Origin of the sequence: Curtobacterium sp. APC 4022 (assembly GCF_030407555.1) — a bacterium.
GTDB lineage: Bacteria > Actinomycetota > Actinomycetes > Actinomycetales > Microbacteriaceae > Curtobacterium.
Genome location: NZ_JASDDD010000062.1, coordinates 1 through 18283, shown reverse-complemented (window position 1 = coordinate 18283; position 18283 = coordinate 1). Strand labels below are relative to the sequence as shown.

At 72.2% G+C, this 18283-nt stretch carries 17 protein-coding genes; 5 read left to right on the top strand and 12 right to left on the bottom strand.

The genetic code is table 11. The annotated features are described in order from the left end of the window. On the bottom strand, positions 1-549 hold a 549-nt coding region (locus tag QL987_RS15030), incomplete at its 3' end, for a DUF4184 family protein (RefSeq protein WP_290158403.1). Between the two features lie 572 nt (positions 550-1121). Then, on the bottom strand, positions 1122-3710 hold the full coding sequence (locus QL987_RS15025) for a LuxR family transcriptional regulator (protein WP_290158402.1): 2589 nt from the start codon (positions 3708-3710) through the stop codon (positions 1122-1124). Between the two features lie 104 nt (positions 3711-3814). Between QL987_RS15025 and QL987_RS15020 the strand changes: the two genes are divergently transcribed. Continuing rightward, entirely contained in the window at positions 3815-4327 is a 513-nt protein-coding gene (locus QL987_RS15020; RefSeq protein ID WP_290158401.1) for a hypothetical protein, read from the top strand. A gap of 97 nt (positions 4328-4424) precedes the next feature. Here the strand turns inward: QL987_RS15020 and purF are convergent, their stop codons facing one another. After that, positions 4425-5882, bottom strand: a complete 1458-nt coding sequence (purF, locus tag QL987_RS15015; protein WP_221851847.1) for an amidophosphoribosyltransferase — start codon at positions 5880-5882, stop codon at positions 4425-4427. Positions 5883-5953: 71 nt separating this feature from the next. On the opposite strand from purF, the gene purM reads away from it, so the two are divergent. Next, positions 5954-7048 carry a phosphoribosylformylglycinamidine cyclo-ligase gene (gene purM / locus QL987_RS15010; protein WP_290158400.1) on the top strand — a complete coding sequence of 365 codons (1095 nt, stop codon included), beginning with the start codon at positions 5954-5956 and terminating at the stop codon, positions 7046-7048. A gap of 278 nt (positions 7049-7326) precedes the next feature. Here purM and QL987_RS15005 read toward each other — a convergent pair whose 3' ends face one another. Then, positions 7327-7533 (bottom strand): DUF3073 domain-containing protein, encoded by a 207-nt coding sequence (locus tag QL987_RS15005; protein ID WP_111074913.1) that lies wholly within the window; start codon positions 7531-7533, stop codon positions 7327-7329. Positions 7534-7695: 162 nt separating this feature from the next. Between QL987_RS15005 and QL987_RS15000 the strand changes: the two genes are divergently transcribed. Next, positions 7696-8889 carry an FAD-dependent oxidoreductase gene (locus tag QL987_RS15000; protein WP_290158399.1) on the top strand — a complete coding sequence of 398 codons (1194 nt, stop codon included), beginning with the start codon at positions 7696-7698 and terminating at the stop codon, positions 8887-8889. A 39-nt stretch (positions 8890-8928) separates the two neighbouring features. Here QL987_RS15000 and QL987_RS14995 read toward each other — a convergent pair whose 3' ends face one another. Further along, the gene (locus QL987_RS14995) at positions 8929-9912 is read right to left on the bottom strand and encodes an aldo/keto reductase (RefSeq protein ID WP_290158398.1); all 984 of its coding nucleotides are present in this window, start codon (positions 9910-9912) and stop codon (positions 8929-8931) included. 89 nt (positions 9913-10001) lie between these two features. On the opposite strand from QL987_RS14995, the gene QL987_RS14990 reads away from it, so the two are divergent. Further along, on the top strand, positions 10002-10391 hold the full coding sequence (locus QL987_RS14990; RefSeq protein ID WP_111074915.1) for a MerR family transcriptional regulator: 390 nt from the start codon (positions 10002-10004) through the stop codon (positions 10389-10391). 33 nt (positions 10392-10424) lie between these two features. Here the strand turns inward: QL987_RS14990 and QL987_RS14985 are convergent, their stop codons facing one another. The 7 genes from QL987_RS14985 to QL987_RS14955 all read right to left on the bottom strand — a co-directional run bounded on the left by QL987_RS14985 (position 10425) and on the right by QL987_RS14955 (position 16854). Next, positions 10425-10865: a DoxX family protein gene (locus tag QL987_RS14985; protein WP_221851854.1), complete on the bottom strand. Its 441-nt coding sequence runs from the start codon at positions 10863-10865 to the stop codon at positions 10425-10427. Positions 10866-10991: 126 nt separating this feature from the next. Further along, on the bottom strand, positions 10992-11240 hold the full coding sequence (locus QL987_RS14980; protein WP_111074916.1) for a DUF3072 domain-containing protein: 249 nt from the start codon (positions 11238-11240) through the stop codon (positions 10992-10994). A 102-nt stretch (positions 11241-11342) separates the two neighbouring features. After that, complete coding sequence (locus QL987_RS14975; RefSeq protein WP_290158397.1) at positions 11343-12131, bottom strand: hypothetical protein; 789 nt, start codon at positions 12129-12131, stop codon at positions 11343-11345. A gap of 27 nt (positions 12132-12158) precedes the next feature. Next, positions 12159-14405, bottom strand: a complete 2247-nt coding sequence (locus tag QL987_RS14970; RefSeq protein ID WP_290158396.1) for an APC family permease — start codon at positions 14403-14405, stop codon at positions 12159-12161. A gap of 216 nt (positions 14406-14621) precedes the next feature. Beyond that, positions 14622-15209: a PadR family transcriptional regulator gene (locus QL987_RS14965; RefSeq protein WP_290158395.1), complete on the bottom strand. Its 588-nt coding sequence runs from the start codon at positions 15207-15209 to the stop codon at positions 14622-14624. Beyond that, positions 15206-16111 (bottom strand): DUF4097 family beta strand repeat-containing protein, encoded by a 906-nt coding sequence (locus tag QL987_RS14960; RefSeq protein WP_111074919.1) that lies wholly within the window; start codon positions 16109-16111, stop codon positions 15206-15208. Before QL987_RS14960 ends, QL987_RS14965 begins: the two co-directional genes overlap by 4 nt. 77 nt (positions 16112-16188) lie before the next feature. Next, the gene (locus QL987_RS14955) at positions 16189-16854 is read right to left on the bottom strand and encodes a hypothetical protein (RefSeq protein ID WP_290158394.1); all 666 of its coding nucleotides are present in this window, start codon (positions 16852-16854) and stop codon (positions 16189-16191) included. A gap of 60 nt (positions 16855-16914) precedes the next feature. On the opposite strand from QL987_RS14955, the gene QL987_RS14950 reads away from it, so the two are divergent. Continuing rightward, on the top strand, positions 16915-18283 hold a 1369-nt coding region (locus QL987_RS14950; RefSeq protein WP_290158393.1), incomplete at its 3' end, for a PLP-dependent aminotransferase family protein.

Genomic DNA, 18283 nt, shown 5'->3' with positions numbered 1-18283 from the left:
GCCTGCTGCTGCTCCTCGTACTGCTGCTGCGGTGGCCGCATGGCGCGTCCACCGCAGCAGCAGTACGAGGAGCAGCAGCAGGCCGCCGGCGCTCGACGCGTCCTGGACGAGCGAGTACACCGGGTGCCCACCGACATCGGAGCGGAGCGCCGCCACGTGCCGGACGAACCAGCCGTGCGGGTGCGACCAGGCGTCCCAGACGACGTGCGTCACGCTGCCGAGCACGCAGGCGAACACGACGAGCGGGACCCGCGCCGGCGGGACCCGCTCGGGCCGGTGCCAGCCGGGCAGCTGCGCGCGGTACCGGGCGGGCTGGACCGGTGTCCATGCGGGCCGGACGAGGAACCACCACGCGGCGAGGACGACGAGCGACACCGCGAGGTCGATCGTGACGACGCCGACCCACGAGTGCGTGAAGCCGTACGGCGGCAGCGCGGGTACGAAGAGCACGGCGTCGGGGGCCATCGAGCCGACCGCGACGGCCGCGACGGGCAGGGCGGAGCGGCGGAACGGCAGGGCGACGACCGCGTGGCTGATGGTGAACGGCACCCGACGAGCCTGGCGGGCGGCGGGACGCGGGCGCATCGGCCGGAAGGCGGAGACGACAGCCGGTGCTGACCTGGGGTGGCGCGGACCTGGGGTGGCGCGGACCTGGACCTGCGCCGGTCCTGGCCGATACCGGCGGGAATTAGGTAGGTCCTACCGATGTGGACCGTGCACCTGGTTCTCTAACCTGGCTGAAGTCGCCGGGATTCGGACCCGACCCGAACGGGTCCGAACCCGGCGACACACGCAACGCTACGCGAAAGCGGGCCCGCTGTGTCAACGAGAACGGCGAGTCGTGCTGCATCCCGCAACTTCTTGCGGTTGATCCGTCGCGCCCGGACGCGGGCGGCACCGTCCGGACGAGGACGGCTGCCCGGTCGCGGGCTGCTGGCGGGACGCGTGCCCGGCGTCCGGTGTCCGGCGTCCGGCGTCCGGCGTCGAGACGGGCCCGTCTCCGTGAGACGCCGCGGTGCGCTCGAGACGCCGCAGGATCAGGGGGCGTCTCGGCCGGATGGCGGCGTCTCGGACTGACGCCGGCGTCTCGGCGGCGCCGGCGGACTGTCCGGAAGGGCGGGTCAGACCATCTCGGCGAGCTCGGACCGCGAGCGCAGGTCCCACTTCGCGAACACCCGCGACATGTGCGCGTCGATCGTCCGCACCGACAGCCCGAGGTGCTCGGCGATCCGCCGGTTCGAGAACCCCTGGGCCGCCAGCTGGGCGACCTCGTACTCCCGCTTCGTCAGCGGCTGCGTCCGACGTCCAGCGGTCACGGCCATCCCGCACGCAGCCAGGTCGGCCTGGGCGCTGGCGATCCACCCGCGGTCGCCCGAGCGCAGTGCGTCCGCGTACTGGGTGATCGCGCTCGCCAGGGGCCCGTCGACCCGTCCCGCCGCGTCCTGCAGTCGGTCGAGCGACGACGTGGTGTCCCGACCGGCCGCGATGTCCATCACGTAGTGCAGCGCCTGCCCGTAGAGCACGTGCGTCCAGGCGCCCGAGGCGGTCCCGCGGGCGATCAGCTCGTCGGCGCGGTAGAGCCCGGCGGGGTTGCCGAGCAGCGCCTCGGCCCACGCGATGGTCATCTCGATCTGGTCACCCAGGATCCGCATCGCCCGGAGCGGAGTCGTCCGCGCCCGCTCGACGGACTCGGCAGCCGCGTCCGTCATGCCCGCGTACGCCTGCGACATCGCCAGGCGGGACCACGCGTAGGCGGCGAACCCACCCGGGTCGTCGACGGCGTACCGCTCGCACGCGGCCGTGAACGCGGTGACGGCGTCCGACCACCGGCGTTGTCCCAGCGCCTGGTTGCCGATGCCGAACAGCTCGAGCGTGAAGTCGTACTTCAGGAACGGGTCCGACCGGCTGACCGGCACCTGGGTCACCATCTCGGCTATGTCGCCCCGCCACACCTGGACCTGGTGCATGACGGACACGATCTCGCCGACGCTCCAGGGGGAGTCCTCGAGGTGCACGGCCGCCGTGGCCAGGCACGCCTGCGCGAGCCGGATGGCCTCGTCGAGTCGCCCGCCGGTGCCGAGGGCCGCCACGGCACAGGCGGCGATCGGCAGGAAGGACCGCGGGATCGCCGGGGCGTGCAGGACACCGGTGCGCTCGATCTCCTGTCGGACCTCGGTGAAGTCGCCACCCCAGCCGAGGTGTGACAGCCGAAGGAGTCGGAGCTGCTCGACGGTCTCGAGGTCGACGAACTGCATCGCGGACTCGGTGAGGGCGACGGCCGCCGAGGTGTCGTCGTCGTGGAACTGGCGGAGGTTCGCGAGGGTCTCGCACGCCTCGACCACGGCGACGTCGTCGACCCGCGGGCCCGAGGTCACCAGGCCCCAGGCCGCTTCGGCGTCGAGCCGGCCGGCCTCGCGCCCGCTGCTGTACCCGTACGCCAGGGACCGGAGGCAGTGGGTGCGCACCCGGTCGGTCGGGGTGATGCCGGCGTCGGGCCCGGCGTTGAGGGCCGCGGTCGTCAGGACGATGGCGCTCTCGTGCTCCTGCAGGCCGCCGGCGACCCGGGCCGCGTCGAGCAGCTGGTCGACCGGGGGCACGATGCCGCACTCGAGTGCCCAGAGGGTCGAGCGGAGCCGGGCTGCCGGTGGTGCCCCCTCGGGCCGGTCGGTGCGGAAGGCGTTGGCGCGGGCGAACAGCGAGGTCCGGCGTGCGACGGGCACCAGGGCGCGGACGACCTCGCCGATGAGCGGATGCGAGGAGCGCGCGACCGGGCTGCCGGTGTCGGTCGAGTCGATCCGGACGAAGCCGAGCCCCACCATGCGGTCGAGGTCGCGTCCGTCGACCAGGGCGATCAGGCGGGACAGCGGGATCGGTTCAGCGAGGGCGACGATCTCCACGACGTCCCGGAGCTCGCCCGGCAACGCCCCGAGTTCGGTGCGGTACATGTCCGCCAGGCTCATCGACGCCGTGACCCGTCCGCGCCAGTACCAGCTCAGGGCGGTGTGCTCGAGCGCTCCCGAGGACAGGCCGGCCCGCACGACCTCGCGCAGGTACAGCGGGTTGCCCTGCGTCGCCCGGTGGACCTGCTCCACCGACGCCGGTTCGAGCGGGGCGCCGAGCGCGCGCTCGATCAGGGACGAGGCCTCGGCCACGTCGAGCGGTTCCAGGTCGATGCGTTCGAGCAGGTCGTCCTGCCACAGCGCCCGTAGGGGTTCGGCGAGGGCCGTGAAGTCCCGGCAGGTCAGCACGAGCCGCGCGTGCTGGTCCCGCACGAGCCAGGCGACGTAGCGGGCCGACAGGGCGTCGAGCAGGTCGGCGTCGTCGACCCGGAGGAGCAGGTCGCGTCCCTCCGCCTCGGCGGCGTCCCGGAGGCGCGCCTCGGCCGGCACGGGTTCGGTCAGGTCGTCGCCCAGGACGTCCCCGAACCGGTCCGACACGGCGCCGAAGGGCATCGACGACCCGGCGGCCACGGCGGTGATCGGCACGACCAGCGGGTCCGTGTCCTGCTCCTGCGCGGCGACCCGGTCGGTGACGCGGGCGGCGACGGTGGTCTTGCCGAGCCCGGCGGCCCCCACGAGGGCGACACTCCACCGGTGCTCACCGACGACGGCGACCGCGCGGTCCTCTTCGTCACGGGTGATCACGGGCCAGGACAGGCGGGCGGGGGCGGTCGTCGGACGGCGCTCGCTCGACGCGGCCTCCTCGACCATCCCGCACCTCCGTCCTCGACGGTGTTCCGTCCTGCACCATCATCTCGCGTCCACCGGACGAACTGCCGGGCGTGGATCCTCCCAAGGTGGGGGACAATGGGGACGTGAGCAACACCGATCGACCCGACGAACGCCCGGTGCCGGCGCCGAACGCGGTGACCAGCCCGGACCAGGTCACCATCCGACGCGCCCCCCGTTTCAGCGTCTTCATCCTCGGCGGCGCCGTCCTCGGCTTCTTCGTGACGGTCATCGTCGTCGCGCTCACGATGGGCATCGATCGCGGCAACCAGCAGGAGACCACCGGTTTCGCGGGCCTCGTCGGCTACTTCAGCCTGTACGGCGTCTCGATCGGCATGCTCGTCGGCGCGGTCATCGCTGTCGTGCTCGACCAGGTCTCGTCCCGCCGTGCGGCGCGGCTGACGGCAGAGCGGGTCGCCGTCGACCCGGCTCCGGAGACCGTCGACGGCGAGCTCGAGGACCACACGGCACCGGACGCCCGGCCCGCCACCGACGTACCCGCCACCGACGTACCCGCCACCGACGTACCCGCCACCGATGTGCCCGCCACCGACCGCACGGCCGACGAGCCGGAGACCCAGGAACGCCCCGAGCGCTGAGGCTGCGGTCGCGGACGCGACCACCAACGGACTGGAGGCCCGTCACCAGCTGGTGACGGGCCTCCAGTCCGTTGGTCCGCACGGTGCGGAACCGGCGTCAGCTGAGCTGGTTCGCCTCGACCCAGGCCAGGTACTCCGGCGACACCGAACCGGTGACGTACTCGCCCGTGAAGCAGCTCATCTCGAGGTCCGTGACGTCCGAGCCCTCGATGATCGCGTCGCGCATGTCACCGATCTCCTGGTAGATCAGGTGGTCGCTGCCCAGCACCCGGTTGATCTCCGGGATCTTCCGGTCGTGCGCGATCAGCTCGGCGCGCGTCGGCATGTTGATGCCGTAGACGTGCGGGAACCGGACCGGGGGCGCCGCGCTCGTGAAGGTGACCTCGTTCGCGCCGGCGGCCCGCGCCATCTCCACGATCTCGCGGCTCGTCGTGCCGCGCACGATGGAGTCGTCCACGATCAGGATGTTCTTGCCCTTGAACTCGGACGACATCGCGTTGAGCTTCTGGCGGACCGAACGCTTGCGCTCCGCCTGCCCCGGCATGATGAACGTGCGGCCGACGTAGCGGTTCTTGTAGAAGCCCTCGCGGTACTCGATGCCGAGCTTCTGCGCGACCTGCATCGCGGCAGGGCGGCTGGAGTCCGGGATCGGCATCACGACGTCGATGTCGCCGGTCGGGGCGTACTGCTCGATCGTGTCCGCCAGGCGGTTGCCCAGGCGGAGACGGGCGTCGTACACGGAGATGCCGTTCATCACGGAGTCCGGACGGGCCAGGTAGACGTACTCGAAGGAGCACGGCACCAGGCGCGGGTCCTTCGCGCACTGCCGGGCGTGCATCGTGCCGTCCATCTCGATGAAGACGGCCTCGCCCGGGGCGACGTCGCGGACGATGTCGTAACCGCCGGACTCGAGCACCAGGGACTCGGACGCGACGACCCATTCGCTCTTGCCGGCGTCGTCGAACTTGTGCCCGAGGATCAGCGGCCGGATGCCGAACGGGTCGCGGAACGCCAGCAGGCCGTGACCCGCGATCGTCGCGATCGTGGCGTACGAGCCCTCGACCCGCTCGTGCACGCGCTCGACCGCGTCGAACACCTGCCCGGGGTCGAGGTGCGTGCCACGGACCTGGCCCTGCAGCTCGTGCGCCAGGACGTTCACGAGCAGCTCGGTGTCCGAGGTCGTGTTGAGGTGCCGGCGGTCGATGTCGAACAGCTCACGGGTGAGTTCCCGGGTGTTCGTCAGGTTGCCGTTGTGCACGAGGACGATGCCGTACGGCGCGTTCACGTAGAACGGCTGGGCTTCCTCTTCGTTCACGGCGGCACCGCGGGTGGCGTAACGGACGTGGCCGAGGCCCATCGTCCCGAGGAGTGCCCGCATGTCACGGGTACGGAAACCCTCGCGCACGTGGCCGCGGGTCTTGTGCATGTGGTGCACGTGACCGTCGACCGTGGCGATGCCCGTGGAGTCCTGTCCCCGGTGTTGCAGGAGGAGCAGGGCGTCGTAGATGGATTGGTTTGCAGGCCCCTGCGCAACGAGGCCGACGATGCCGCACATTCGCGGGGTGCTCCAGACCGTAGGATCGGGTGGTACCGAACAAGTCTGCCATGCCCTGCGGAGGACGACGTATGCCCAACCCCTACGCCGAGGCCGGCGTCGACACCGCTGCCGGTGACCTGGCCGTCGAGCTCATGAAGTCCGCCGTGTCGGCGACGCACAACGCGTCCGTCCTGGGCGGCGTCGGCGGCTTCGCCGGTCTGTACGACGTCTCGTTCCTCAAGGACTACGAGCGGCCCCTCCTCGCCACCTCGACCGACGGCGTCGGCACGAAGGTCGCGATCGCGCAGGCCATCGACAAGCACGACACGATCGGGCAGGACCTGGTCGGCATGGTCGTCGACGACATCGTCGTGGTCGGCGCGACGCCGCTGTTCATGACGGACTACATCGCCTGCGGCCGGGTCGTCCCGAACCGCATCGCCGACATCGTCGCCGGCATCGCCCGCGGCTGCGCGGCCACCGGCACCGCCCTGGTCGGCGGCGAGACCGCGGAACACCCGGGCCTGCTCGGACCGGACGACTACGACGTCGCCGGTGCCGCGGTCGGCGTGGTCGAAGCCGGTTCGCAGCTCGGCGCCCACCTGGTGCAGGACGGCGACGTGGTCATCGCGATCGAGTCCTCCGGGCTGCACTCGAACGGGTACTCGCTCGTCCGGCACATCCTCAGCCAGCGCGGCATCGGCTACACCGACACGCTGCCGGAGCTCGGCGGGCTGGTCGGCGAGGCCCTGCTCGAGCCCACCCGCCTCTACACGACCCCGCTGCTCGAGCTGATCGACGGACACCCGGGCGACGTGCACTCGCTGTCCCACGTCACCGGTGGCGGCATCGCGGCGAACCTGGCGCGCGTGCTGCCCGTCGGCTCGTGGGTCGAGGTCGACCGTGCCAGCTGGCAGCCGCTGCCGGTGTTCCGCGTCCTGGCGGAGCTGGCCGGCACCCCGATCGAGGACACCGAGAGCACCTGGAACCTGGGCATCGGCATGTTCGCGGTCGTCTCGGCAGCGTCGGTCGACGGGGTCACCGCGACGCTCCGGTCGGCCGGGCTGCCGGCGTGGGAGGTCGGCACGGTGTCGATCGGCACGCGCGACCTGGCCGGGTTCGAGCAGGGTGCCAAGGGCGTCGACGGCGGGGCCGTGCGCCTGGTCGGGTCCTACGCGGGCTGAGTCCCGGCGTGCTGGTCGGCTCCTGCCGGCGTGGCCGAGGTCGTACGACGTGCCGCCTGCGCCCCGTCGAGGTTGCACGACGTGCCGCCTGCGCTCTGTCGAGGTCGCACGAACTGCCGCTCGGAGCTGCCCGGGGCGGCAGTTCGTGTGACCTCGGCGACCGACGAGCCGGCGACCGACGAGCCGGCGACCGGCGACCGGCGGGCCGGCGGCTGGTCACGCCCGGGGACGACGAACGCCGCGCTGCCCGAGGGCGCGCGGCGTGATCGACCGGGAGGTCAGGCGGACTTGTTCGTGTCCGTCTGGTTCTCGAGGTCTCCTTCGTCACCGAACTCGTCGCCCCAACGGTCGACGTAGTCCGGCTCGTCCGACTGCTGTGCGACGGAGAGTTCGCGTTCGAGAGCACCGTAGTTCGTGTCCGGGCTGAAGTACTTCAGCTCCCGGGCGACCTTGGTGTGCTTCGCCTTCTGACGGCCGCGCCCCATGCGTGACCCCCTCTGTGTCGGCTCGTGTCCGGTCTCGGCGGGCAACGAGTGCGCACCCGGGAAGAACAGACGGTTCGTGGTTTGAAATCTGTCCGTCACTTTACCATGTACCCCGTTGCCGACTTCGCCCGGCGCGTCCCGAGCACAGCAGAATCGAGGGTGATGATCCGCCCAGCAGAACGAGCCCGCGTCGTCGTCATCGGTGCTGGTCAGGCCGGACTCTCGGTCGCGTGGCACCTGCAGCGCGCGGGGCTCGTCGCGGGCCACGACCTGGTGCTCCTGGACCGCGCTGCGGGGACGGGAGGCGCGTGGCAGTTCCGGTGGGACGCCCTGCGGCTCGGCATCGCCCACCGGGTGCACGACCTGCCCGGGATGCACGAGATGGGCCTCCGGTTCGACGACGCCGACCGGTCGCGGCCGGCTCGGGAGGTCGTGTCCGAGTACTACCGCCGGTTCGAGGAACACCACGACCTCCGCGTGCGTCGGCCGGTCGGGGTCACGGCCGTCCGGCACGGTGACGACCCCGGATCGGACACCCTGCTGGTCGAGACCCGCGACGAGCACGGTGTCGCGGGGACGATCCGGGCCGAGGCGGTCGTCAACGCCTCGGGGACGTGGGGCACCCCGTTCGTGCCGTGGGTCCCCGGGCGCGATGCCTTCCGTGGCCGGCAGCTCGACACGACGGGCTACCGCGACGCGAGGGAGTTCGCCGGGCAGGACGTGGTGGTCGTCGGCGGTGGCACGAGCGCGATCGGGTTCCTGCTGGAACTGGACGGCATCGCCCGGTCGACCCGGTGGTCCACCCGGCGTCCCGTCGTCTGGTCGGACGACCCGGCCCTGGCGACCGGCGCGGCCGTGGCGGCGGTCGCGGACCAGGACCGCGCTGCCCGGGCCGGTCGCACCCTGCCGAGCATCGTCAGCGGGACCGGGTTGCCGGTGTCCCCGAGGATCCGCCGTGGCCTGGCCCGGGGGCTCCTCGAAGCTGAACCGATGTTCACACGACTCGACGGCGACGGGGTCCTGACGGCCGACGGCGAGCACGTCCACGCCGACGCCGTGATCTGGGCGACGGGCTTCCGCGCCGACCTCAGGCACCTCGCGCCGTTGCACCTCCGGACCGAGGCGGGCGGGGTCGTCGTCGAGGACGGTCGGTCCACCGCCGAGCCGCGGCTGTTCCTCGCCGGCTACGGTCCCCAGGCCTCGACGATCGGGGCGAACCGGGCCGGCCGCCGGATCGCGCGCCAGGTGCTGGCGGTGCTGGCCGACGACGACGTGGCCCACACCCACACCGCCGGTGCTGCTGCCGCCGCCGCCGCTGACGCTGCTCCCGACGGGCAGTCCGCCGCCGGAGCCTGACCCGATCGACGGGAGGGGGAGCGGGCCCCGTCGACCCGTTCAACCGCGATCGCGCGCCATCCCCGCCGCGGTGTTCCGCGCACCGGTGGCCGCGCCGTGCGGTGATGCGGCGTCGATCCGCGCGAGGTCGTCCGCCGTCAGCTCGACGTCCACCGCGGCCGCGTTCTCCTCGACGCGGGCGGCCTTCGTGGTGCCGGGGATCGGGACGGTACCGGCCCGGACCACCCAGGCGAGAGCGAGCTGCGCCGGAGTGATCCCCTTCTCGTCCGCGATGGTGCGGAGCGCCGCCACGATGCGGAGGTTGGCCGCGATCGCGTCGTCGGAGAACCGCGGCAGGTCGCGTCGGGCGTCACCCACCGGCAGGTCGTCCCGTCGGGTCAGCGTGCCGCCGAGGAACCCCCGACCGAGCGGTGAGAACGGGACGAAACCGACGCCGAGTTCGCGCGCGGTGTCGAGGACGCCGTTGTGCTCGGCATCACGCTCGAACAGGCTGTACTCGGACTGGATCGCCGTGACGGGGAAGGTCGCATGGGCCCGCCGGAGCGTGTCGGCTGCGGTCTCGGAGACGCCGAGGTAACGGACCTTGCCGGCGGTCACGGCTTCGCCCATCGCTCCGACGGTGTCCTCGATCGGGACGGCCGGGTCGACGCGGTGCAGGTACCAGAGGTCGACGTGGTCGGTGCCCAGGTGCGACAAGGACCGGTCGATCGCTCGTCGGGCGTGCTCGGGGGAGCCGTCCAGCCCGATCGGGTCCCCGTCGTCGGTGAAGTCGGTGGCGAACTTCGAGGCGATGACGGCTCGGTCGCGGTCGGCACCGAGGGCGCGGCCGAGGAGTTCCTCGTTCGCGAACGGCCCGTAGGCCTCGGCGGTGTCGAACAGCGTGATGCCCAGGTCGAGCGCCCGCCGGATCGTCTCGACCGACCCGGTCTCGGTCGCGCCCCCGTAGAAGGCGCTCATCCCCATGCACCCGAGGCCCATCGCCGAGGTGGTCAGGCCCTGCGAGCCCAGTGTCGTCTGTTGCACGGTGTCGTCTCCTCGTCGTGTCGGTGTGTCCGACACGAGCAGAGCCTGGACCCTGGTGCGCACACCATGTCAAGTGGCAGCATCGGGGGATGCTCCTGCCGACCGTCCCGATCACCGACCCCGTGACGATCAGCGCTGCCGCGGAGCTGCTCGGGATCACCGTCGACACGATCCGGTACTACGAGAAGGAGGGCATCGCGCCCGCGCCCGATCGTGGGCCGGACGGCTGGCGCCGCTACGACGAGCGCGACCTCGCCTGGCTGGCGGGTGTCGTCATGCTGCGCGGGACCGGGATGAGCGTGGCCGAGATGCGCGAGTACGCGGCGGCGTACCGCGCGGGCGCCGACGACGAGCAGCGGTTGGCGCTCCTGCGGAGCCACCACGAGACGGTGCTCGCGCGGCAGGCGGAGGTCCGCCGGCACCTCGACGCCCTCGAACGGAAGATCGCGGCGTACGAGCAGCAGCTCGACGGCCGGTAGGCCCGCCACCGGCCGTCGACCCAGGGCCGCCGGTCAGGCGGCGACGGGCTCCTGGGTGCCGCGACGCCCGCGCGACCGCCCCGCAACGACGGCGTCGACCGAGTACCGCCCCGGCCCGGTGAGCGCGACGGCCAGGGACCCGGCAGCGAGGACGAGCACGTACTCGAACCCGCCGTCCTGTGAGAAGAACCCGGCGGGCAGGTGCGCCAGGGCTCCGGCCACGACCATGTCGACGGCGAGCAGGACGGCGACCACGCGGGTCGCGACGCCGAGCACCAGGAGTGCACCGCCGATCAGCTCGAGCCCGGCGACGAGGGGTGCGGCGACCTCGGCGAAGGGGACGCCCATGCCGGCGAAGCCCTGGGTGACGCCGGGGATCCCCTGGCTGAACTTCTGGGCACCGTGGGCGATGAAGACGACGCCGAGGACGACGCGGAGCACGGTCAGGCCGATGGAGGTCGATGTGGTTCGCATGCCCACGACGCTAAGTGGTGACGTGTCATCCAACCGGGGCACCGGGGTGACTACCGGGGGTCTGTCAGGGGGATGCCAGACGGCGGTCCGCAGAACTGCGGACCGCCGTACAGCAACGACTGTTGCTCAGGAAGAAGCGCCGCGTCCGGTCTTCTCCTGCAGGCGCTCGATGTGCTCCGACGCCTCGGCCTTGGTGAGGTCGGCCGACAGTTCCTCGCCGGCTTCACGGGCGAGGGTGTCGAGGTAGCTGCGCTGCGGGCCGGTCATCGGCTCGTCGCCGGTGACCCACTGCTCGGGGTCCTTGCTCGCGGTGGTCGAGGGGTCCGGGCGTTCTCCGCCGAGGGTCTCCGGCTGGTTCTGGTCTGCATCACTCATGCCCCGGACCGTACGCCGCACCCCCGACCAGCGGCGCAGTCCGGCGTCCCCCGCAGGCCGTGAGCGGACAATGGGCATCCAGACGCATCGCCCGGACAGCACTCAGACCGGCGTCGCCGTGTACCGCACCAGGTCGCCGCCGACGTCGCTCGCGGCCACCGGCACGACCCGGCCGCCCCGCTCGATCCAGAGCGTGTTCGCGGGCTCGTCCAGTCGGTCCACCTGGTGCATCGACCCGTTCAGCAGGACCGCCGCGGTCACGTCGACCCGTCCCGACGCCGGACGCGGAGGCAGCCCCGGGACGTCGTCGGCGTACACCGGGTACTCGCCCGGGGACAGCACGGGGGTGACGGGCGTCGTCACGATCTCCACCCCGGACGCTCCGGTCAGGGTGTCGGTCACGCCGGACGACACGACGACGAGGCGGACCACCTGGTCCATCGGCAACGGCACGTCCGCCTTGGGTGCGTCCGCGGTGCCGGCCAGTGCACGGAACGCGGGCCGACCGTCGGCGGCGAGGTGGGCCTCCCGGCCGTCGATGCGGACGCGACCGCGCCCGCGGGAGTCGGCGAAGACGCCCGGCTCGAGCCCGGACCGCCGGGCGTCCAGGAGGCTCACCACGACCCGGTCGGGTCGGTACCAGTCGCGGAGCGTGGCCGGGTCCACCCAGCCGATGCTCGCGACACCGCGCGCCAGCTCGGCGGAGTCGTCCGCGGCGCGCTCGTCGAGGGCGCCGAGCGGGTGTTCGCCGCGCACGGCGACCAGGCCGTCGTAGCGGCCGTCCGGCGACACGGGCGGTTCGTGGTCGAGCACCTCGACCCGCTTCGACACCTTGCCGCCGTGTCCGTCGAAGGTCGCGAAGGTGCGCAGGGCCTCGGGAGCGGTCGTCATGGGGTCACATCGTACGACCGGGCACCGTCACGCATCGTCATCGTGCGGACGGGGGACCGGCGGGGTGGCCGCGACCAGCGAGCGGATCTCGCCGGTGCAGAGCGCCGGGTCGACGCCCTCGGCGGGGCCGGCGGGGCGGGTGGCACGACGAGAGGCCGGCGACGGCTGGTGCGCGAGCTTCTGCGGCTCCAGGCTGTTGCGCTGGGCGGAGCGGATGAGCCGGTCCTCCTCGGCCTCCGAGCGGAAGACGCCGTGCGGGGAGCGCCGGAGTGCCGGCCGGACGGGCTCGCCACGGCGGTCCTGCCCCGGGAAGGGTCGGGAGCGCTTGCCGTAGAGCAGTTCGGAGGAGTCGAGCAGCCACGGCACGAGCGCGACCGTGACGCCGTGCGTGAGCAGCAGCTTGCGGCGGATCCGACGACCGCGGTGGTTGTGGAGCAGGCCCTCCCACCAGTGGCCGACGATGAAGACCGGCGTGTAGACGGTGACGACCTCGGAGCCGTGCTCGAGCCGGTGCGCCTTGATGTACTTGATGAGCGGCATCGAGATGTCGCGGTACGGGCTCGGCACCATCGTCAGCGGGACCTCGATGCCGTGCTCGGCCCACTGCTCGCGCAGTCGGGCGGCGTCGGCGTCGTCGATGGCGACGTGCACGGCCTCGAGTCCGGCGTGCTCGGCGGCGATCGCGTAGTCGAGGGCCTTGAGGACGGGCTTCTGCAGCTTGTTGACCAGGACGATCGCGTGGTCACCGGTGGCACCGAACTCGGTCTCGACGTCGGCCTGGATCTCGTGCGAGACGTCCCGGTAGTAGCGGTTCACGCCGAGCATCAGCACGAACAGCACGGGCATGATCACGAAGACCAACCAGGCGCCGTGCGTGAACTTCGTGATCGTGACGATGACGAGCACGACGAAGGTGAAGGTCGCACCGATCGAGTTGATCGTCAGGCTCCGGAGCACCTGCCCGCGGTTCACCGGCTCGTCGGCGGTGCCGGCCCGGTCAGCGCGGAGCAGGCTGACCCAGTGCTTGACCATGCCGCTCTGCCCGAGCGTGAACGACACGAAGACGCCGATGATGTAGAGCTGGATGAGGCTCGTGACGTTCGCCCGGTAGACGATGAGCAGCGCGGCCGCGACGAGCGCGAGCAGGATGACGCCGTTCGAGTAGATCAGGCGGTCGCCGCGGGTGGACAGGGCCTTCGGGGCGTACGAGTCGCGGGCCAGGATCGAGCCGAGCAGCGGGAACCCGTTGAACGCGGTGTTCGCCGCCAGGAGCAGCACCGCCGCGGTCGTCGCCTGGATGACGAAGAACAGCACCGAGTTGTTGCCGAACGTCGCCGCCGCGATCTGGGCGATCAGGGAGCGTTGCGGGGTGGTGCTGCAGTCCGCGAAGCCCTGCAGGTCACAGGCGCTCTCGGCGTAGTGCACGCGCGACACCAGCGCGAGCGTGATGAGGCCGATGAACAGCACGATCGCGATGCCGCCCATGAGCACGAGGGTCTGCTGGGCGTTCTTGATCTTCGGGCGACGGAACGCCTGCACGCCGTTCGCGATCGCCTCGACGCCGGTCAGCGCGGAACAGCCGGACGCGAAGGCACGGAGCAGCAGCAGGATGAAGGCCGCCTGGGTGGTGTGCTCGACGTTCTGCACCGTGTACGCAGCGGACTCGGCGACGGGGGCGTCGCCCGCGGCGACCCGGACCAGGCCGGTGACGACCATCACGAAGACGCTCGCGACGAACAGGTAGGTGGGGACCGCGAAGGCCTTGCTCGACTCGCGGACACCGCGGAGGTTCGCAGCCGCCAGCAGCACGACGAACAGGATCGCGAGCTCGACGCGGAACTCGTTGAGCATCGGCAGCGCCGAGATGATGTTGTCCACGCCCGAGGCCACCGACACGGCGACCGTCATGACGTAGTCGACGAGCAGGGCACTGGCCACGACCAGGCCGGCCCGTTCGCCGAGGTTCCGGTGCGCGACCTCGTAGTCGCCGCCGCCGGACGGGTACGCCTTGATGAGCTGCCGGTAGGACGCCACGACCACGACGAGCAGCAGGACGACCATCGCCGCCACCCACGGGGCGAACGTCAGGAACGCCATCCCGCCGAGCAGCAGGATCATCAGCAGTTCCTGCGGCGCGTACGCCACAGAGGACAGCGGGTCACTCGCGAAGATCGGCAGGGCCAGGTGCTTCGGGAGGAGCTGTCCCTCGAGTTTCTCCGAGGGGAGTGGGTCGCCGATCAGTCGGGCTTTCAACGACCGGGTCTCGTTGGTCACGAGCGACGAACTTACTCAATCGGTGGGCGAACGCAACACCGCGGGCCCGAACGGTATTCCGCCGTGACCGAACGGGATGCGACGAACCCCTCCGATCCGCGATGCGGCGCGGATCGGAGGGGTTCGGGGTGCTGTTCCTGAAGGAACGGACAGGGTGAGCCGACGCACCGGCTCCAGCCTGGAGGCGCGGCTCGCGCCCGCCTCGTCCCGCACCGATCAGAGGGACTTGCGCAGCGCCTCCAGGCCGTCCCGCAGGCGCTGGACGGCCGCGTCGTCGAGCGTGCCACGAGCGGCACGGCGGCGGAGGTCGGCGCGGAGTTGCTGCCGGAACACGGCGACGGCCATCTCGGCGTCGCGGAGGGACCGGACACCCGCTGCCGGGACCGCGGTCGGACCGGCGTCGGCCGACCCACCGGACCCGCCGGGCTCGGCGGCGGCCGCCAGGTCGGCACGGAGCGACTTCATCGCGGCACCGACCGAGGCGCGGACGCCGTCGGCCAGGGACTTGACGCTGTCGGTGACGCCGTTCTCGAGCTGGGCGACCTCGGCCGCACGGGCGTCGAGTTCGGCCCGGCCGGCGTCGGTGATGGCGTAGACGGTCTTGCGGCCGTCGGAGGTGCCGGTGATCAGGCCGTCCTCCTCCAGCTTCGCCAGGCGCGGGTAGACGGTGCCGGCGCTCGGGACGTAGGTGCCGCCGAAGCGGTCGCCGAGGGCGGTGATGACCTCGTACCCGTGCATCGGGTGGTCGGCCAGCAGGACCAGCAGGTAGAGGCGCAGGTGGCCGTGCGCGAAGACCGGGCTCATGCGACGGTCCCGCCCTGCTCGTCGAAGGACGGCGCGGTCGGTGCCGCCGGGGCGGGCGGTGCGTCGGGCGTCGTCGGGGCCGTCGGTGCAGCGGGTGTGCTCGGCGCGTGGCCGTGCACGATCGCGACGTCGCCGGAGACCGAGTTGATGCGGACGTCGACGTAGGACCCGGAGAGCTCGCCGTCGGTCCGCGTGTACGACCCACGGGTGCCGCGGATCTCGGCGTCGTCGAACTGCAGACGGCCGGTCGCGGTGGTGATCGTGCTCGTGTAGGGCGTGCCGTGCTCGAGGCGGACGTCGACCGACCCGGACACCGTGTTCACCTTCACCTGGTCCGGGGAGCCGTGCAGGTCGAGGACGACCGCCGAGGACACCCCGTCCGCGGTGAAGCGGCGGATCTCACCGGTGGCGACGACGTCTCCGGAGACGGTCCGGAGCGCGACGGCGCCGACCTGGTCGCGGAGGGTGGTGGTGCCGGAGACCGCGTTGACGACGACGTCGCCGATCACGCCGTCGAGGACGACGTCACCGGAGACACTGTTGAGCGTGGCGCCCCGCTCGGTGCCGGAGAGCAGCACGCCGGCGGAGACGACGCCGATGGTCACGGTGACGTCGCGCGGGACCAGGATGCTGACGTCGGCCCGGGCGCCGCCGCCGCGGAAGGACTTGAGGAACCCGAGGACGTCGTCCCAGCGCATCTGCGGGTGGTCGACGGTGAGGGTGTCGCCCTCGATCTCGACCTTGATGGGCTTGCCGGAGACCTGGTGGATCTCCACGCGGGCGGTCGGCTCGTCGTGCGTGACGACGTCCACCTGTCCGCCGACCAGGCCGATCCGCAGTGCGCGGACGATCCCGGTGTCGATGACCTTCGGCTCGTCGACGAGCCACTTCTCCTGTGCCATGACGTCTCCCTGTCCAGACGCGATGTGTCGCGTTCTGCTTCGACACGATACATCGCGTCTCCACGGCACGGCCAGGGTCAGTGCCGGATGCTCGGCGCAGGGTCAGGAACCGGCGTGGCGGGGGTGGGACAGGCCTCCCGGACCGGACTCCACGGGAACCGGCGGAAGTGGCGCATCAGCGGCTGGACCATCGGACCGATGGCGAAGGCGGCGACCACCGTGCCGACACCGACGTCGCCGCCGAGCAACCAGCCGACGACGACCACCGTGACCTCGATGGCCGTCCGGGCCACCCACACCGGCCATCCGAGACGTTCGTGCAGCCCGACCATCAGGCCGTCGCGGGCGCCCGTGCCGAAGCCGGCGCCGATGTAGCAGGCCGTGGCGACCGCGAGCAGGACCAGACTGCCGACGAAGAGCAGGACGCGACCGACCAGGGTGCCCGGCTCCGGGACCAGCCAGAGCACCAGGTCGGCGGCCGGCCCGATCGCCAGCGCGTTGCAGAGCGTCCCGATGCCCGGCTTCTGGCGCAGTGGGATCCAGAACAGCAGGATCACCAGGCTCGACACCGTCGTGATGACGCCGAACGACCACGGCAGGACGTTCTCGAGGCCCTGCGTCAGGACCGTCCACGACGAGACGCCCACGACCGCGCGGACCTGCAGTGCCACCGAGGCGCCGTAGAGGAAGAGGCCGACGGCGAGTTGCACGAAGCGCAAGGAGAGGGCGGTGGAGCGGGGCATGGCTCGATCGTCCCGCGGATTGGCCTGCTGGGCGAGAGCCAATCCGGCTACCGTGGACCCATGACGCCCGTCCTCCTCAGCGCCCGGTCCGTCGCCCAGCTGCTCCGGCACTGGCGCGCCGGGTCCGACGCCGCCGCCTACGAGGCGCTCGCCGACGCCGTCCGGGTGCTCGTCATCGACGGTCGCATCCCGCACGGCGCCCGGCTGCCCGCCGAACGCGGACTCGCCACCGCGCTCGGCGTCTCCCGCACCACCGTGGCCAACGCCTACGCGCGCCTTCGCGAGGACGGCTACCTCACCTCGCTCCGTGGCTCCGGCAGCGTCATCCGCCTGCCGCTCGAGGGCCGGCCGGACCCGGAACACCTGGCCGGCGTCGTCCCCGACGACCTGCTCGACCTGCGGAAGGCCGCGCTCCGCAGCGCGCCCGGCGTCGCCGAGGCCGTCGAACGGGCGATGCGGCACCTGCCGGCGGCGCTCGCCGGGATCGGGTACGACACCGTCGGTGACGCCGGTCTCCGTGCCGCGATCGCCGACCGCTACACCGCACGGGGCCTGCCGACCACCCCGTCCGAGGTCGTCGTCACGATCGGCGCGCAGCACGCCATCGCCCTGCTCGCCCGGGTCCTCGTCCGCCGCGGCGACCCCGTCCTGGTCGAATCGCCGACCTACCCGCACGCCCACGAGGTCCTCCGCGAAGCCGGCGGCCGACTCGTCTCGGTGCCCGTCGACGTCCGCGGTGGCTGGGACGAGACGGTGCTCGACGCGACGATCCGGCGCTCGGCCCCGACGCTCGCCTACGTCATGCCCGAGCTGCACAACCCCACCGGCGCCACGATGGCCGACTCCACCCGCCGGGTGCTGCTCGAGGCCGCCGCCGCGGTCGGCACGGTCGTCGTCGCCGACGAGACGATGGGGGAACTGCGCATCGACGGGGTCCCCTCGCGGCCCCTCGCCGCGGACGCGCCCGGTCAGGTCGTGATGGTCGGGTCGGCCGCCAAGGTCTTCTGGGGCGGGCTGCGGATCGGGTGGGTGCGCGCCGCCCCGGAACTGCTGCAGCGGCTGCTCCTCGCCCGGCCCACCGGCGACCTCGGCACGCCCGTCCTCGACCAGCTCGTCGCGCGCGAGCTCGTCCCGCAGACCGAGGCCGTCCTGGAGGCCCGGCGTCACGTCCTCCGCGACGGTCGCGACGGTCTCGTGGCCGCGCTCCGGGCGCGACTGCCGGAGTGGGACGTGCCGTCACCGGCGGGCGGGCTGACCCTGTGGGTCGGGCTCGGGGAGCCGGTGTCGAGTGCTCTCGTGCTCGCCGCACGGTCCGAGGGGGTCGTGCTGGCCTCGGGCGGGGTGTTCGGGCCGGACGGTGGGTTCGAGCGGTCGCTGCGGGTGCCGTTCACCGTGACCGGGGCGGACCGGGAGCGGCTGGTCGGGGCGC